Genomic DNA, 18,320 nt, shown 5'->3' with positions numbered 1-18,320 from the left:
GATGAATTTCAATACACCTTCACGAGGTAAACGTTCGATCATCGTCAGTATCACGCTGCTCTGCATCGCCATTGCCGTTATTGTGATCAGCCTGAACACCGGAACCATTCGTCTCTCCCCAATGGCTGTGTTACAGACTTTGCTTGGTAATGGCAATTCGGATGATCAGATTGTACTGTTTGATTACCGACTGCCTCGCATCCTGGTAACTGTATTGGCTGGAGCAGGACTTGGTATTGCCGGAGCGGCCTTGCAAGGGATCACCCGCAATCCACTTGCGGACCCGGGGATTCTGGGATTACATGCGGGGGCAGCCTTTGGACTAATGGTGTTTGTTAGTCTCTCCTTTACGATGGATGGCTCTGTGGCCTTGCTAATCCCGTTGTTTGCTTTTGCAGGAAGTGTGGCCGCCGCCCTGATCATCATGCTGTTATCTTATGATCGCCATAACGGCGTATCGCCCATTAAGCTGATTCTGGTGGGAATCGCGGTAGCGGCCGGGTTCCATGCGTTAACACTCTACCTATCCCTGCGTCTGGATGAAGATACCTATTCCTTTGCCGCTCGCTGGCTGGCAGGAAGCGTCTGGGGCCGGGATTGGATTCATGTGCAATCTTTGCTTCCTTGGGTGGTGCTATGTATTTCTTATATTTGGAGTCGATCCAAAACACTCGATGCCTTCAATCTTGGAGATGCTGCCGCAACCAGTATCGGGACACCTGTCCGATCCCAACGTATTATTTTGCTGCTCTGTGCCGTGGCTTTGTCTGCCGTTAGTGTATCGATGGCTGGTGGGATCGGCTTTATCGGTCTGGCAGCACCACATCTGGCACGCAGGCTTGTCGGTCCGATGCATCGGCATCTGATCCCTGCTGCCGGGCTCATCGGTATGGTTATTCTGGTGACCGCTGATACGATCGGGCGAACGATCTTTCAGCCTAATGCCATTCCGGCAGGTGTGGTGGTTGTTGCGATTGGTGCACCTTACTTTTTGTACCTGTTAGTACGAAGCAAGTGATCTTTTTTTCAGAAAACAATTAAGACATCCAAGAGATGTTCAAGGAGAATGTGACTACCCATGTTAAAGAAAAATCTTATGCTTGTTATGAGTATCTGTCTGGTACTTGTACTCGCAGCCTGTGGAACGACCAATAATTCACCATCTGCTTCTGGTGGTTCGTCTACGGATAATTCAACCAAGAATCAAGACAACAGTGCAAGTTCGGGAGAGCAACGCATTGCCTCCATGTCGATCCATCTGACCAATGATCTGCTGTCTCTCGGCATTACTCCGGTTGGTTCCGTTATCGGTGGTGAAGCCAAAGGCTTCCTGTCCCATGTTGCTGATCAACTTCAAAATACAACACCACTTGGTCCGGTTAAAGACCCGGATATGGAAGTTTTGCTTGCCCTGAAACCCGATGTGATCTATCTGGACGAAGAATTCTCCGGTGGTGATATTGCCAAATTCGAAAAAATTGCTCCGGTGCATGTCTTCAATCTGAATAACGGTACATGGCGCGACCATCTGAAAGAGATTGGCAAACTCGTGAATCGCGAGAAAGAAGCCGAGCAATACATTCAGGACTACGCGACCGAAACAGAAGAAGTGAAATCTCTGATTCATGACACGATTGGTGATGGTACTGTGATGGCGATCCGTGTTACTGCCAAAGAATTACGTGTATTCAGTACACGCCGTCCCATGGGTCCCATTTTATATGAGGATCTCGGTCTGACTCCTGCCAGAGGGATCACAGATATCGACTCGACTAAACCTTATCAAGTTGTCTCCCGTGAAATATTGCCAGACTACGATGCAGATGCGATCTTTGTGGTTGTGAATTCGGATGATGAAGCCCAGACCATGTTCAAGGAGCTGCAAAACAATCCGATCTGGCAAGGCCTGAAAGCAGTCAAAGCCGGCCATGTCTACCCGATTGGTGCACAACCTTGGCTGGATTACTCATCGATCGGTAATAAAATGGCCATGGATGAAGCCAAAGAAATGTTCTCCAAAAAATGATTTTCCTTACACTCCACACTTAGCGTGTCACAATACCAAAAAACCTCTCTTAGAGACCGGAACAGAGTTAGTTATCATACTCTCTTCCGTTCAAAGCAGAGGTTTTTGTTTTTTTCTTATCTATTTTACTTGTTTACTTTCCAGCCAATCGACCTGGAAATACCTTAAATCCAAAATTAACGACTTGTATTCACTTGACGATATGTCAAATCAAACTTAAGATTTATTTAGTCGACTAACTAAAAGGATACGAACGGAGTAGATGATATGAACCCAGTCCAAAATGATCGGTTAATGGGACAGCTATCCGAACTCGTGAAACTGAAACGCTACAAGGTTCATGAGAAACTTGTGAACCACCCCGAGTTATACCCGGGGCAGCCCCCTTTGCTGTTCCAGCTTGAACGGAAAGATGGCCAATCCCAGAAAAACCTGGCCGAACAACTTCAGCGCAGTCCCGCAACGGTAACTGTCATGCTCAAGCGCATGGAATCATCCGGTTATGTGAGACGCGAAGCAGACCCGAAGGATCTGCGCAGTCTGCGGGTATACCTGACGGATCAGGGCCGATCCGCGCTACAAGAATTGAAAGAAGTGATTCAGGAGTTGGAACAGCAGGCCCAGAAAGATTTTACACCGGAAGAACTCCGGATCATGTCTGCACTTGCACAGCGTATGCTCCAAAACCTGCGTGAATCCTGAGGTGATGCAGACTCGTGACATCGTTTAAAAGAAAATAATTATGCAATGAAGATTGAGGTGATTCCCTATTGTGGACGTTAAAACGATTCTTGACCCCGTATAAGTCGGCGGCAATCGTCGCCCCGCTGCTCATGGTACTTGAGGTTACCATGGACCTGCTCCAGCCCAAGCTGATGTCCAGCATCGTGGATGATGGTGTACTTGCAGGGAATCTGCCCCATATCATAACTACAGGTCTGATCATGCTACTTGTTGCGTTAATCGGCTGGGTTGGCGGCGCAGGCTGTACACTCTATTCAAGTAAAGCTGCCGTTGGATACGGCACAGATCTGCGACAAGAACTGTTTGACCATATTCAAACCTTCTCCTTCCGCAATCTGGATACGTTTCAGGAAGGATCTCTGATCACTCGTCTGACCAGTGACATTACCCAGATGCAGACCTTTGTACAGATGCTGCTACGGATGTTTATCCGTTCACCAATGCTAATCATCGGTAGTATCATCATGGCGTTTACGATCAGTGTAAAGCTAGCTTTGATTCTTATTGCAACTGTACCGGTGCTGTTTATTATTTTATTTATTCTGATAAAAGCTTCCTATCCGCTGTTCGCCAGTGTGCAGAGCAAGCTTGATCAGGTCAACGCTGTGCTTCAGGAGAATCTTGCCGGCATTCGTGTCGTCAAGGCGTTTGCACGTGCGCGTCTGGAGAAAAAGCGGTTCAAACAATCCAATGAAGATTACACCTCAACTGCCGTCAAAGCCTGGCGTATTGTCACACTGAATGCACCCGTACTCAGCCTGATGCTGAACGCTACCATTGTAGCGGTGCTGTGGTTTGGAGGTTTCCAGGTAGTCGGAGGCGATATTGCTGCCGGAGATCTGATTGCTTTTATCAACTATGTCACGGTTGTACTCTCGTCCCTCACGTCGATCGGCATGATGATGATGAGTTTCTCCCGCGCCAAGGTATCAGCTGCACGGATCAACGAGGTGTTACATACACAGCCGGATATTCAATCGGGAACCGATAACTCCGGGAATGTACAGTCATCCCCGTCTACTCGTGATCAGTCCCGAAAACAAACGTCTTCTCTTCCCTCCCACACAGGCGGTCAAGTGGAGTTCAGAGACGTATCTTTCCGTTATGACGGAGACCATGCACTCACTGACATTAACCTGAAGGCTCGCCCGGGTGAGAAAGTGGCCCTGATCGGTTCAACAGGTTCAGGCAAAACCTCGCTGGTGCAGCTGATTCCCCGTCTATACGATGCTTCGCAGGGTGAAGTGCTCGTGAATGGAGTGAACGTTCGCCACTGGGATCTTCAGGATCTTCGCAGCCGTGTGTCCATTGTGCTACAGGAATCCATCCTGTTCAGCGGCAGCATCCGGGATAACATTTGTTTCGGCCGGCCCGGTGCAACGGATGCTGAATTGCGTGCTGCGGCACAAGCTGCGGCAGCGGATGATTTTATTATGAAACTGAAAGACGGGTATGACACGGAGCTGGGTCAACGCGGGGTCAATCTGTCCGGTGGACAGAAACAGCGGATATCCATTGCACGCGCCCTGCTCATGCGACCGGAAGTGCTGATTCTGGATGATAGCACCAGTGCTGTTGATCTGCGTACGGAAGCGAGCATTCAGAAGGCTTTGCAGTCCTTGATGAAAGACAGCACGACCTTTTTGATTGCACAACGGATCTCCTCCGTGAAGGATTCAGACTGTATATATGTCATTGATGAAGGACAGATTGTTGCCAGAGGCACACATGATGACCTTATGGCTCATTCATCACACTATCAAGCCATCTATTTTTCGCAGCAACGGAAGGAGGATGTTCAATTTGGCTAAACCTGCATCTTCCTCCATACAACAAACGGTCGTGCCTCCCATCGGAAGACCCGGACCAGCGGGCAGAGGACCTGTTCCCAAAGTCAGAGCCAAAAATGCTCGCCACGCCCTGATTCGGGTATGGTCGTACATGGGACGTCATCGCAAAGGAGTTATCGCTGCATTAGTGCTGACGGCTCTTGGAACACTGCTCAATCTGGCAGGACCTTACCTTCTCGGCCGCACCGTAAACGAACATATTGTGCCCAAAGTAACAGCGGGTTTGCTGAAGGAATGTCTTCTTTTGCTGAGTGTGTATGTCCTTGGCTCACTCCTGATGTGGGCTCAATCCTATGTCATGATTGGTGTGTCCCAACTGACCGTTAAAGATCTGCGACATGCGTTGTTCTCCCGACTGCAAGAGCTGCCTGTCCATTTTTTTGATAAAAATCAAAGCGGGGATCTGATGAGCCGGGCGACCAATGATATCGATAACGTATCTACAACGCTGAACCAAAGCGTAACCCAATTGATGTCCAGTGCCATCCTGCTCGTTGGTTCCTTATCAATCATGTTTGCACTTGATGTACGGCTTACCCTGCTCAGTCTGGTGACTGTACCGTTGATTACCATCGCCACTCGCCTGATCGCGTCAAGAACACGTAAACACTTCACAGCCCAGCAGAAATTGCTTGGTGAGCTTAATGGGTATGCTCAGGAAACCATTGCTGGACAAAAAGTCGTAGCGGCTTATAACCGTCAGGATCAGGCACATCAACATTTTGAGAATTTGAACGAGAAACTGCGCACATCCAGCACACAGGCCCAGACCGTTTCGGGTTTGGTTGGACCTACGATGAACGTGATGAATAATATCGGGTTTGCCATACTGGCTTCTGTAGGTGGATGGATGGCTTATCATGAAATGACGTCCATCGGACTGATCGTCAGCTTTCTCGCTTACTCCCGCCAGATTGAGCGGCCGCTCAACGATCTTGCCAATCAGTACAATCTGATTCAGGCTGCAATTGCAGGTGCTGAACGTGTGTTTCACATTATGGATACGCCTAGCGAATACGTAGAGGAACAGAAGAAACAACTGGACCAGATTCAAGGTAAAGTGGTATTTGAAGACGTCTCTTTCGGATACAGTGCGGAGCGAGACATTTTGAAGAAGGTCAGTTTTACTGCAAAACCTGGTGAGATGATTGCACTTGTTGGACCCACCGGCGCAGGCAAAACGACCATTATCAACCTGTTACCCCGTTTCTACGAGATTACAGGCGGACGGATTACCATCGATGGATGTGACATCTCGGAACTGGAGAAGGATCAACTCCGTCGGCAACTCGGCATTGTACTTCAAGATGCCTACCTGTTCTCGGGTACCATTCGCGACAATCTCGCCTACGGGAAGCCCGACGCAACCGATGAACAGATCAGGCAAGCGGCTGAGCTGGCGAATGCACATTCGTTCATCCGAAAACTGTCACAAGGTTACGACACCCCCATCATTTCCGGGGGAAGCAACCTGAGTCAGGGACAACGACAACTGCTGACCATTGCCCGGGCAATTCTGGCTGATCCGGCCATTCTTATTCTGGATGAAGCAACGAGTAGCATTGATACGCGCACGGAGATGCACATTCAGGAAGCGATGCGCACTTTAATGAAAGACCGTACCAGCTTTGTCATCGCCCACAGACTGAGCACGATTCGTGAAGCCGATCAGATTCTCGTCATTGATGATGGACAGATCGCTGAACGGGGCAACCATGATGAGTTGATGAAGCAACAAGGATTCTACTATCAGTTACATCAGGGACAGCTGAATAAGTCGAACTAAAGCGACTCTGCAAAGTTACTCCATGCCGAAGCGGACCTTAGCGCGTATGGAGCAAGTAATTACGCTGTATCCTGAATGTGGGAGAACATGTCCTTTTCGTGCGAACAAGCGATCAATATGCCACAAAAGTGGATTTAATCTATTCCAAATGAAAAGCTCCACTCCGTGCCGGGCGGGCTTGAGGACATCGTCCAGCTCGCGGTTGGAACAGAGCAAGAGCGTAAACTAACGAATCTGAGGCGCCTTATTCAAGCTTTTGAAGCCCCCTCAGAAATCTAAAGAACCTGAGACACGTTATATCCAAATAAACAGCCATTTTCAGCGTTTTTTCATGGGATGTTGGGAAATAACGTGTCTGAAGTTTCTTACAAATTAAAGTAAGGACTTGAAGGCCAAATAAGACGTCCTATGTTCCTTAGAAAATCGACTACCCATTCGCCAGGATCAACCGGCTTGAACTTCAGACTTTTATACGCTGACCTCCATCACCATATCGCTTACTTGAATTTGCAGTCACACTCTTATATAGCTAAAATGATCGGAACCGATGTGGTCTGCACACATTAACTTTATTAATCGAAATATTAAACGCCGCACGGGGTTCTTCTGAACCCATGCGGCGTTTTTATGTTTTTGTCTAATGACTATTTAATTGCTATCTCTGGGTCAGTTATACGCTTTATGTCTCCATTGGCAGATGAAGCGTGAAGGTGGAACCAACCCCCATTTCGCTATGGACGGTAATTTTACCTTTGTGATCCTGAACAATTTTCTGGCAGAGTGCAAGTCCAAGTCCCGTACCTTCTTCTTTGGTTGTATAAAATGGATTAAAGATGGTGGATAGCGAATTTTCCGGAATGCCGCTTCCTGTATCTGTAATTGAAATGAGTACTGCGTCTCCGTCCTGCAACAAATCCATATGGACCTCACCAGGGTCAGTCATTGCTTCAAAAGCGTTACGAATCAGATTGATCAATACCTGCACAATTTTATCTCGATCCATGATGATCACAACTGGCTCATTAGTCATTTCAAGCGTAATTTGATGCCCTCGGGATGCCGCATCTGACTCGGTCAAAGACATCACTCGTTCAAGGCAGTGACCCAAATGTTCAGGCTTCATGTGATTCGCATGTGGTTTAGAAAACTGCAAAAATTCAGCTGTCAGATCGGTTACTCTCGTCACTTCACCCATAATCACTTCATACCATGGCGCGATATTAAATGCTTGTCCACGGGACAGCTGCAGGAATCCCCGAATTGCGGTAAGCGGGTTCCGAATTTCGTGAGCCATACCCGCGGCCAGTTCACCTACAGCCCTTAGTCTTTCGGAACGAAATACTTCTTCTTCATTTTTCAGCCATTTGCTGCGCTGTTGTTGAAGCAGCCTATCCTCGGCTACCGTCATAAAGTGCTGCAACGAATCCGACATTTCCGGGTACAGGGAGATGCTGTAGCTTACCTGGAGTCCTTGAAGCTGCACGGATAGTAGTGACGCCATTCGTTCTTCCACATCCTGTATCTCTGGCAAAACGACTGCAAATCGGTCTCCTGCATACCGGGATATGCCATAGGCCTCGGTGAAATGATTGCTGATCATCTGGCCTGTACCTGTGATTACCGTACACCAAGGATCTTCTGACTCTTTTTTAAAGCCGCTAAAGTTATTGACGTTCAAAAGGACAAGCAAAAAAGACCGTTGCTCTTCCACTGTCTTATGTAACACCTCCATGTAACCTTCGTAATTCAACAGTCCGGTAAGCGGATCATGCAGGGTCAGGAACCGATTTTTTTCCCGAAGCCTGCGCTTCTCGACCTCACTGTTGATTAAGGTATGGTACAAAAAAATGATAACAACCGAGGTTAACAGGTCAAATAACGAAACCAGCAAAGCATATGTATCTACAGGCACATACGAAAGCCGAATCAACGTATATTGCAGCATAAGCAGCAACGAAATCGGCAAGGTCTGTGCCAACCTTGGTTTGTCCTGGATCATTGAAATAATGAGCATATAATACAGCATGTTGCACCAGTTCAGTTCACTGAAATAGTGGAATATCCCGAGAAAAATCCACTGAAATTTTCGCAGCACAGGATATCGTCTCTCCCCATAAATACTTGCTACCAATAATGTCGCCGAAAGTGACATTATTGCCATATTAGGGGTAAGCCTGAGAACATAAGAGGACAGAATGACAAGCAGACAACCTAGCGGGAATATCACCATTTTCATCGTGTAACTAAGCAAACAGCCTCGCCCCCTTTGACATAAAACTCACATCAAACAACTTATGTACATGTATTATATCGATTATGATTAGCTGATGTTGTCGATTAGTGGAGGCTCGTCAAATTCGCACGAATGTATAAATTATGAAGGCAATAGGACATATGATGTAATTGTAATCAACAAAAGTGAAACAATTCCTCTTCGCATAAATCATTATTGTGGTACAATACATTAATGGATTAATTTAGGATAAATACTTTCTTATGGAGGATATCACATGATAACACAACGAAAACCACTGGGCCTCGGAACGCTCTCTCTACTCGTACTATTGATGGGTCTCGCCTTTAATTTCCAATGGGGCAAAACAAATTTTATGATCAGTCACTATCTTTTTAACTTAATAAACATACCGATTTATAGCAACGGAACTCAAGGACTTCATATTCCTTTTGTAGTAGCAGCCCTCTTCTGGATTCCAGCCTTCTTGCTTGCCAAAAAAAATCGTTCACATTATGGCACAAGTGTATCTTATAACGTCGCCGGATTCATGTTGCTCTTATGCATCATTGGACCAGTTATCCCCGTTATCGATTGGATGGTCAATGGTTAAACGCTTAAAGCCAGCTCTCTATATTCAGAGGGCTGGCTTCTTTGCTGCTTTTCCATATAAGATGAACAAATTATTTACACAACAACGTAGAGGACAGAAATAACCTGAAGAAGCGGAGCGTTCGCCTTTATCCCCGGATTTCCACTTCTTTTAAAAGGGAATCAAAAAAATCTGGGGATAACAGCGATCAGAAGGTTGTTCTGTCATCGGAGTGACTGGTGTAACCTCTTGAGGCTCATCTTATTTCTTCGCCATATACTTACGGATATCAAAAGCCACCGCAGCAACAATGATCAATCCTTTGATAATCAACTGCCAGTATGGGCTCACACCAATAAACGTCAGACCATAGTTAATGACCCCGAAGATCAGCACACCCGCCATAACCCCAGGAACCGTTCCAATACCTCCTGCCGTTGATACGCCGCCTACCACACATGCGGCAATCGCATCCAGCTCATACATGTTACCGTAATTGTTTGTTGCTCCACCTGTGCGTGCTGCCTCAAGTACACCGCCCAGACCATATAGTGCACCCGCAATAGCATACAGCGCAACCAGGTTGCGTGCCACATGAATCCCGGATACATGCGCTGCCTGAATGTTGCCACCAATCGCGTACATGTTTTTGCCGAGACGTGTTTTGTTAAAGACCACCCAGCAGATTAATGCCACCGCAATAGCAATCAGGACAATATACGGGATGGAATAACCTCCGCCCAGATCAATGTATCCAGAGCCAATAACGGTGAAGTCCGGTCGTAATCCTCCGATCGGCTGTGACTGGTTGGGTTCCGTATCAAAATAAATGGAGTTCAGTCCGTACACGGCAACCATCGTACCCAGCGTTGCGATAAAAGGAGGTACATGTAATTTGGCGACAATGAGTCCATTGACCAATCCCACGAATAGACCCGCGGTAATCCCGACAAGGATCGGCAGACCCACCCATAAGTGGGGCAGATCGGGGAAGAAGCGATTGGCATACTCGTCAATTTGCAGCATCGATGCCGATACAACCGCTGTCAGACCAACCACCCGTCCAGCGGACAGATCGACCCCGCCCGTGACAAGGATAAAAGCTGCACCGAGCGCAATAATGGCCCGTGTGGAGGACTGCTGCAAGATGTCCCGTAGTGTGGAGAAGGCCAGAAAATTCGGATCGGCAATCGCGATACCAATAATGAGCAGGATCAATACGATAAAGATGGCGCGTTGTGTTACATATTGTTTCACTTGATTGATCATCTGTGTGTTCATCTGTTTCCCTCCTGACTAAGCCATCCGCTGCTGCGCGGCCAGCCTCATAATATCCTGCTCTGTTGCCTCGGCTCCGTCCACGATTCCGGTGAGACGCCCTTCGCTCATCACCATAATGCGATCCGACATACCCAGCAGTTCTGGCATCTCCGAGCTAATCATGATAATGCTTTTGCCCTGACGAGCCAGTTCCGTAATAATGGTGTAAATCTCAAACTTGGCCCCTACATCAATTCCACGCGTCGGTTCATCCAGCAGGAGTATCTCCGGGTCGGTCAATAACCAACGGGCCAGCAGAACTTTCTGCTGATTACCGCCAGATAGGTTGCGAATCAGCGTGTTAACTGAAGGCGTTTTGGTTCTGAACTTCTGCGTCTGCTCACGTGCCTCTTCGCGGCCCTTTTTCTCGTCCAGCAAGCCCATTCGATTTCGGTAGCGCCCCAGACTGGCAATGATCGTGTTCTCATACACCGACAACACCGGGAAGATTCCTGTGACCCTTCGTTCTTCGGTGAGCAACGCGATGTTATGACGCTTCGCTGCTGCGGGGGAGTTAATCTTCACCTTGCGCCCATGAATCGAAATTGTACCTGAAGCGAGTCCACGCAGTCCAAACAAGGACTCAATCAGTTCTGTCCGCTGTGCTCCAACCAAGCCGCCAATGCCAAGCACTTCACCTTTTCGCAGCTCAAAGGATACATCACAAAACGATTTGGACTGGCTTGATGTCAGACCCTCGGCTTTTAATATCACTTCACCGGGTACGTTCGTCCGTTCCGGGAAACGTTCGTCCAGATCACGGCCAACCATACGCGTAATGATCAGATCTGTTGTTAAATCAGCAGCATCCCAAGTTCCTACAACGAAACCATCACGCATGATCGTCACTTCATCCGAGATCGTCAGGATCTCCTCCATCTTGTGTGAAATATAGATAATGGATACGCCGCGACTGCGCAGTTCATTAATAATGGCGAAGAGCTGATCCACTTCCTTGCCTGTCAGGGAAGAAGTTGGCTCATCCATGACGATGACTTTGGATTGAAACGAGACCGCCTTGGCGATTTCCATGGATTGAATCTTGGAGACAGACAGTGTTCCCGCCTGAGCCTTCGGATCAATATCCAGGTTCAAGTCCTTGAACAGGGCCAGCGTTTCGGTATACATCCGTTTCTCGTCCACTAGTATTCCCCTCATCGGAAAACGACCCAGCCATATATTCTCCATCACCGGACGATGCGGGACCGGATTCAGCTCCTGATGAATCATGGATATGCCTTGCTGAAGGGCCGCTTTGGAATTCGGAATATCCACATCCTTTCCTTCGATACGTATCGTTCCTTCATCCGGGTGATACATGCCGAACAGACATTTCATAAGTGTGGATTTCCCCGCTCCATTCTCTCCCATCAAGGCGTGAACCGTCCCCGGTTTCACTTTCAATGTGACCTGACTTAGTGCCTGCACACCCGGAAATGCCTTGGAAACTCCATTCATCTCCAGCAGGTAAGGTGACTCCATCTTGGTTCCTCCCTTCCATATGACCGGCAAAAAAGGGACGCTACCCGAATGTCGGACGTCCCTGTCTCGTGCTGTTATTGGGCGTCGGCGATGTTGTCTTTTGTAATCTTTTTGTATGCAATCCAGACGTATTTACCATCTGTAATGTCGTATTTGGTATTTTCCTTTGTTGGTGTCTCACCTTTGGCAAGTACGGAAGCCAGTGCCACCGTGGCTGCACCCTGATTCTTGGCATCATTAAGCACCGTGCCCAGCATTGTACCATCCTGGAGAGCCTGAATGGCTGGAGCTGTTGCATCCACACCTACAACCGGCATGGATTTGCCGTCCTTGAAGTATCCGGCTGCTTTCAATGCCTCAATGGCTCCCAAGGCCATGTCATCATTGTTTGCGAGAACGGCTTCAATCTTGTCACCATGTGAAGCCAGGAACGCCTGCATTTTCTCCTGACCTTTTACCCGATCCCACATCGCCGTGTCTTCCGCCAGCGCTTCCACTTCAATTCCGGCATCCTGGATCGCCTGAACCGAATATTTGGTCCGAAGCTCTGCATCCTGGTGACCCGGTTCCCCTTTCAGCATGACGTATTGCAGTTTGCCATCACCGTTTTTGTCCGCTTCCGGATGTGCTTTCCAGTAATCCACAATTAGCTGACCGGAGATCGTACCGGACTCCTCCGCTTTGGCTCCTACGTAGTACACTTTATCCCATTTGTTCATATCTTCCGCCACCGGCTCACGGTTGAGGAATACTACTGGAATATTCGCTGCCTTAGCCTTGTCAATGATGACACCTGCCGCCGTCCGGTCCACCGGGTTCACGGCCATTGCATTGTATTTCTTGGATACAAACAGATCCACTTTCTCATTCTGGGTCGGCTGTGCATTCTGGCTGTCCACGATATCCAGAGTCGCAACGCCTTCCGCTGCTGCGGTCATTGCATTACGTACACCCGTCATGAATGTATCATCGAATTTGTAGATGGCAACACCAATCTTTGGCGTTTCCGTCCCGGCTGCTGTCTGACCTCCTGTATCTGTTCCCGTACTTCCACCTGCACTGTCTCCGCCGCTGCTACACCCCGCCGCCACAACCATACATGCCGTAATCAACAGTGTCATCCACGTTTTCTTCATATTCTTCATATCCTAATGACCTCCCCCAAGTTCATTCGGCTTCACCGATGTCTTTATTATGAAAGGGTTTACATTAAATTCGAATACAATATCTTCACCTGTTCTATCGAAATCTTCCTCAAGTTAACAAACTCCTTAATTTCTTCATTCAGCATTCGTTCCGGCACTCTTTTATTGTACAAAAGGAAACAACAGCTTCTGGTTATCCATCCAGAACATATTGTCTGTACTAACCAGCTTGGTCTCAAGTAACACTCTCGCTTGCACCTGTTGATTGTTCAGCCGTGCAACGGCTTGATTCAATCCCAGATAACCTGCACTGTATCCATTCTGGACGATGAGATGATCAAAGACCCCTTCTTGCAATTGCTCCAGTTGCTGTTGTTCACTGCCGAATCCAACAATCCTTACTTTGCCCGCAGATTTGCGTCGATTCAGTTCATCGGCTGCTCCCAGAGAAGCAGGTTCCTGAAGAGTAATGAAGCCATCCACCTCCTGCTGGTCCAGCAATTGCTTTGCAGTCTGCCAACATCCATCCCGTGTATTACATATCGATTTGGGTTCTACTTGAATATCAGGATACTGTACCAAAGCTTCCATAACTCCCTGCTCTCTCTGAATCAGACCAGAATTAAGAGGATCGGGGCCCAATAAGGCCACAAGCCCTTTTCCTTCCAGAAGCCCCGCCATAGCCTGGCCGGCCTGTCTTCCCGCCTCAACATTATCCATCGAGATGAAACTGGTGATGCCTTTCACGGGAAATTCATCGTTAAGCACAATGACAGGAACAATGGTTCCATCAGAATTCATTGTCTGTGCCTCCTGAATGATGTCACTAAGTGCCTTCTCACTTAGGGGATCAACCAATAGAGCTGATGCCCCCTGCTTCAGAGCCGATGCGGCGGCCTCCACTTGAGCCTGCTCTCGTGCACTGCGAGACAACGTTTGGCTGTTGATATTTTCCTGTTTGACCTGCATCTGGCTTCCAGCAGAGTCCAGAATGGCAGGTGTGTACACATCACCATCGGAAGGGTATGCTTCCACGGTAATCAGTTCGGCCCCACTCTCTTTGGCAGCCGCTTCGGCGCCAAGCCGGATGGCTTCCGCAAGTTCCCCTGTCCCAGCTGGCGTAATCAGCGCAATACGTGGCGGTGCTGCCGTAGCATCGGGACTCGATAAGCCACAGGCACTGCATATGAGCAGACAGCAGCTTGCAGCTGTCTGGGTTAATAACCGACGTTTCCAGATTCCAGGGAAGCTCGCAACAACCTTTTTCCAAAATGTACGGATATTCAATCCTTTAACTCTATGAGTATCGTTCTTATTCACTTGGTTGTTTGTCATCAGGCTCACCCTCCTTCTGCTGCGATTGAATGGGAATCCGAACCCAGACCGTGGTACCTTCTTCCAACTCACTTGCAAAATCAAGGCCGAAGCCCTCCCCATAATAAAGCCGAATTCGGTCATGGACGTTGCGTACCGCTACGCCGGAGCCTGCACCGCTTTTGACCACAGGACGACCACTCAATAATCCCGACATCTGTTCTTCCGTCATGCCGACCCCATTATCTGTAATGCGAAACACCAGCTTGTTGTCCTCATGATAGACATCGACCTCAATACTTCCTTCGTCCATGTGGTACTCGATGCCATGAACAATGGCGTTCTCAATCAGGGGTTGAAGCACCAGCTTTAATGTCAGGCAATCCAGAAGCGTATCATCGGCCTTAATCGTAAAGTTGAATTTGCGCTTGAACCTCATCTGCTGAATCGTCAAATAATGCTGCGCATGCTCCAGCTCTTCCCTGACCGTGATAATCGTTTTGCCTTGACTAAGACTTATGCGGAACAGGCGCGAAAGAGATGTGATCATCGTGATCACTTCCTCATTGCGGCTCATGCCTACCATGCGCACCACAGAATTCAGCGTATTATATAGAAAATGCGGATTGATCTGAGCCTGTAAAGCCTCCAGCTCCAGACGCCGCTTCTGTTCCTGTTCATGGATGATCTCATCCATCAAGGTGCGAATTTTATTGACCATCAGGTTGAAGCGACGGGATAGTCGTTCCACCTCCAGCGGCCCTTCAATAGGCAACTCCACGTTGAAATCCCCGCGCTCCACCGCCTTCATCTTACGTTCCATTCGCCGGATCGGACGCGTCAGACTGGAGGAAAGAAACAGGGATACGAGAATGACCAGTACCAGAACAACGACCAGTACACGAATGAGATATCCATTGACCTCCTGACGCGTTGTCATAATCTCATCCAGATAAGCAACACCGACTATTTTCCACCCGATATTGGCAACGGATTTCACGGTATTCAGCCTCTTCTGTCCATCTGCTTCATCTTCGTAACTGCCGGAAGCCACCAAAGCCTGTTCGATATTCTCGCTTTTGAGTCCCATATACATCAATTGTTGCTGCGGATGGTACACGATATTGCCCGCACTCTCATCGATGATATAGACATATCCCCGTTGCCCCAGACTGACCCGACGGCTCAGTTCATCCATCTGTTTGAAATTGATATCGACCAGCAGGATAACCTGCCGATCCTGACCATTTTGCCGTATCGTTATGCCTTTGCTCATGGAAACGACCCATTTATATGGGCCTGTGTACATGTTCTGAATATGAGGTAACGAGAAACTCAGGTGATCCGGCACACGAAGCGCAGACTGAAACCACCCTTGCTGTGTCACATGGGCACTTGGTTTTAATTCAGCTGTAGGTCGGTTCTTGAGCAATTTCCCCGTGGAATCAAGCAGAGTAATCGAGATGATATCTTCACGACTGCTGAGCAGTGTGTCTAGTTGTTTATCCACCAGTTCCCCTTCCCATGTCCCGTCACGCAGCATGTGTTCCTCAATGGCACGGTACAGATGAGACATACTGCGAACGTAATCCTCCAGGTTATAACTGACCTGATCCACAATCTGTCTCGTCGTCAGTTCCGCACTTCGCTCGGCAGCCTGCGTGAACTTGTCATGCAGAAGCATCGCCATGATGGTCAGTACCAAGACGATGAAAACGGAAAAGGACCACGTAATAATAAACCGGATACTGCTGACTCTGGACGAACGCAGACGAGAGCGTAATTGAGGTCCCGTGGACTTCACCCATCTGGACAAAAACTTCATCGGATCGAACCTTCACTTGCCGTCTGAGAAGCCTGTTTACGATATTCTTTGGGCGAGACGCCAGTATGTTTTTTGAAACAAAAACTGAAGTAATTGGGTTCAGCAAAGCCAACCTGCTCCGCAATCTCAAATGACTTCAGCTCTGTCGAGCGAAGCAGTTCACGCGCTGCCTCCATTCGGATCTGCATCAGGTACTGCAGGAAGGTAAGTTGCACTTCTTTTTTGAAAATGCCACAAAAATAACCGGAGCTGATATGCAGATGGCCGCACAACTTCTGAATGGACAGGTCCGGGTCGGCATAATGCTCCTTGGTGAAGACTAACGCCTGCTCGACAATATCCTTGTATACATGCTGACGTCCGCTGGCAATGCGATGTTGTACGAGTAGACAGACTTCCCGTACCTTCTTCTGTGCATCAGTAAGTCCCGGAAGTCGGAACAAATCCGCATACAACTGGAACCCTGCACCAAAGATGTCCTCCATCGCTTCCCCTGATGCCTGTGCTGCCTTCCACACTGTTGTTAATACTTCAATTAAATAGAGCTGAATATCACTTCGCCCGTGTTCCACTGTAATTTCCCGGAAAATGATCGCAAGTGCTTCCTCCAGCTCCGCTTGTGTACCCGCCTTCAGACAACGTGTCAGCGTCTGCTGCTTCAACTCGTCGAACCGCAGCTTGCCCGCTGTCTGTCGCTCCACGTCCGCGATGTATATAATTGAATCCGTTCCGGGCACAAGTCGATAATCCAATGCCAGCAGGGCATCTTCATAGGCATGATTCACATCCGCGAGTGTATCGACAATCTGACCAGATCCCACCGTAGCCGGGATACGTAAATAGTGGTTGATGCTGCGCATCACATTTTCCAACGCTTTCTGTTGCCGCTTCACTCCATCTGTACCGCCCGTACGATCCACATAGAGCAGGACAATCGTCTCCTGATGCATAAAGGCATGACCAGCCCCATGCTCCGCCCAGACTTCTGCCGCAATGTTAAGTGCAGCAAAGCGTTTCAGCTCAGCATCCTCAGATTGACGCAAGGAACCTCCGGGAACCAATATCTCAGACTGATCCGCTACCTCGGATGATGTTTTGTTATCTCGCTGTGGGGTCTCGATAAATACTCCCTCAGACTTCTCCTTCTGTACATCTCCATCCATGTGCAGTGTCAATACGGACACACCATAGCGTTCTCCTATCAGGTCCAATCCGCATTGTTTGGCTTTACTATGAATATATGTCGAGGATTTCTGCCGATGGAGCAAGGTCGCCATCAGATCTGCCTGTAATAAAGGCAAACTGGTATGATAGTGCTCACGCAGCTGCTGTACATCTTCACGCTCAGCCACTTCAGCCGCCATCTGGGCGCGCAATCTTGTGAGCAGTTCGGTGAGATGTCCTGCCGAGAATGGCTTCAGCAGATATTCATCCACACTTAACGAGATGGCTTGCCTCGCATAATCAAATTCATCATATCCAGTCAAAATGACCACCTTCACGAGTGGATTACGCTTCCTCAATCTTTGTGCAAGTTCCAGACCATTCATGAATGGCATGCTGATATCTGTCACCACAATGTCCGGCTCCACCCGCTCCGCCATCTCCAATGCTTCCCGCCCGTTCTCAGCCAAACCGACTATCCGCAGATCAAGCGCTTCCCAATCGACCTCTACAACAAGTCCTTCACGCACATCTTCTTCATCATCCACCAGCAGTACCCGGTACATGTTTGGATTCCTCCTTTTGATGACAACCTTATGTCCTAGCAAAGAATATATATGTAGCATGTGAATCATTTGATTTCTTATGGCTCACCGAATTGAAGCAAAATGCAAAGGCTCATGTTGATTGCTCCAAGGTTGCCATCATAATATACAATATTATCAGGGATATGTAATCGCTTTCTTTGTTAGAGGTAAGGCAACCCTGTCGGGCAGTGCCTAAGTGAAATGTGAAGGATAGTATATGAATGCTAAAGGTAGGTTAAAGTAATACAAACA

General features: G+C 48.3%; 13 protein-coding genes. 6 read left to right on the top strand and 7 right to left on the bottom strand.

Annotated features, from left to right (window positions below; translation table 11 throughout):
• The first annotated feature begins 1 nt into the window (after window position 1).
• The 5 genes from AC4E8D_RS05620 (at window position 2) to AC4E8D_RS05600 (ending at window position 6,406) form a co-directional block, all read left to right on the top strand.
• Entirely contained in the window at window positions 2-1,018 is a 1,017-nt protein-coding gene (locus AC4E8D_RS05620; RefSeq protein ID WP_490205955.1) for a FecCD family ABC transporter permease, read from the top strand.
• Window positions 1,019-1,078: 60 nt separating this feature from the next.
• Window positions 1,079-2,026, top strand: a complete 948-nt coding sequence (locus tag AC4E8D_RS05615) for an iron-hydroxamate ABC transporter substrate-binding protein (protein ID WP_221818970.1) — start codon at window positions 1,079-1,081, stop codon at window positions 2,024-2,026.
• A gap of 267 nt (window positions 2,027-2,293) precedes the next feature.
• Window positions 2,294-2,728 (top strand): MarR family winged helix-turn-helix transcriptional regulator, encoded by a 435-nt coding sequence (locus AC4E8D_RS05610; protein WP_221818969.1) that lies wholly within the window; start codon window positions 2,294-2,296, stop codon window positions 2,726-2,728.
• Window positions 2,729-2,796: 68 nt separating this feature from the next.
• Window positions 2,797-4,581 carry an ABC transporter ATP-binding protein gene (locus AC4E8D_RS05605; protein WP_490205954.1) on the top strand — a complete coding sequence of 595 codons (1,785 nt, stop codon included), beginning with the start codon at window positions 2,797-2,799 and terminating at the stop codon, window positions 4,579-4,581.
• On the top strand, window positions 4,574-6,406 hold the full coding sequence (locus AC4E8D_RS05600; protein WP_490205953.1) for an ABC transporter ATP-binding protein: 1,833 nt from the start codon (window positions 4,574-4,576) through the stop codon (window positions 6,404-6,406). Before AC4E8D_RS05605 ends, AC4E8D_RS05600 begins: the two co-directional genes overlap by 8 nt.
• Before the next feature lie 679 nt (window positions 6,407-7,085).
• On the opposite strand, the gene AC4E8D_RS05595 is transcribed toward AC4E8D_RS05600, so the two are convergent.
• A complete protein-coding gene (locus AC4E8D_RS05595; protein WP_490205952.1) occupies window positions 7,086-8,501 on the bottom strand; it encodes an ATP-binding protein in 1,416 nt (471 codons plus the stop codon).
• Between the two features lie 415 nt (window positions 8,502-8,916).
• On the opposite strand from AC4E8D_RS05595, the gene AC4E8D_RS05590 reads away from it, so the two are divergent.
• Complete coding sequence (locus AC4E8D_RS05590) at window positions 8,917-9,252, top strand: hypothetical protein (RefSeq protein ID WP_221818966.1); 336 nt, start codon at window positions 8,917-8,919, stop codon at window positions 9,250-9,252.
• Between the two features lie 240 nt (window positions 9,253-9,492).
• Here the strand turns inward: AC4E8D_RS05590 and mglC are convergent, their stop codons facing one another.
• The 6 genes from mglC to AC4E8D_RS05560 all read right to left on the bottom strand — a co-directional run bounded on the left by mglC (window position 9,493) and on the right by AC4E8D_RS05560 (window position 18,047).
• Window positions 9,493-10,512: a galactose/methyl galactoside ABC transporter permease MglC gene (gene mglC / locus AC4E8D_RS05585; protein WP_221818965.1), complete on the bottom strand. Its 1,020-nt coding sequence runs from the start codon at window positions 10,510-10,512 to the stop codon at window positions 9,493-9,495.
• A 15-nt stretch (window positions 10,513-10,527) separates the two neighbouring features.
• On the bottom strand, window positions 10,528-12,033 hold the full coding sequence (locus AC4E8D_RS05580) for a sugar ABC transporter ATP-binding protein (protein ID WP_221818964.1): 1,506 nt from the start codon (window positions 12,031-12,033) through the stop codon (window positions 10,528-10,530).
• A 74-nt stretch (window positions 12,034-12,107) separates the two neighbouring features.
• Complete coding sequence (locus AC4E8D_RS05575; RefSeq protein WP_036606548.1) at window positions 12,108-13,169, bottom strand: galactose ABC transporter substrate-binding protein; 1,062 nt, start codon at window positions 13,167-13,169, stop codon at window positions 12,108-12,110.
• A gap of 171 nt (window positions 13,170-13,340) precedes the next feature.
• Window positions 13,341-14,513, bottom strand: a complete 1,173-nt coding sequence (locus tag AC4E8D_RS05570; protein WP_221818963.1) for a substrate-binding domain-containing protein — start codon at window positions 14,511-14,513, stop codon at window positions 13,341-13,343.
• On the bottom strand, window positions 14,491-16,317 hold the full coding sequence (locus AC4E8D_RS05565; RefSeq protein ID WP_221818962.1) for a cache domain-containing sensor histidine kinase: 1,827 nt from the start codon (window positions 16,315-16,317) through the stop codon (window positions 14,491-14,493). Before AC4E8D_RS05565 ends, AC4E8D_RS05570 begins: the two co-directional genes overlap by 23 nt.
• Complete coding sequence (locus AC4E8D_RS05560; RefSeq protein ID WP_339307104.1) at window positions 16,314-18,047, bottom strand: response regulator transcription factor; 1,734 nt, start codon at window positions 18,045-18,047, stop codon at window positions 16,314-16,316. Before AC4E8D_RS05560 ends, AC4E8D_RS05565 begins: the two co-directional genes overlap by 4 nt.
• Window positions 18,048-18,320: the final 273 nt, after the last annotated feature.

The sequence above is a fragment of the Paenibacillus sp. SRL342 genome (assembly GCF_984798905.1).
The sequence above is the reverse complement of the archived record's forward strand: the minus strand, read 5'-3'. Positions and strand labels throughout refer to the sequence as shown.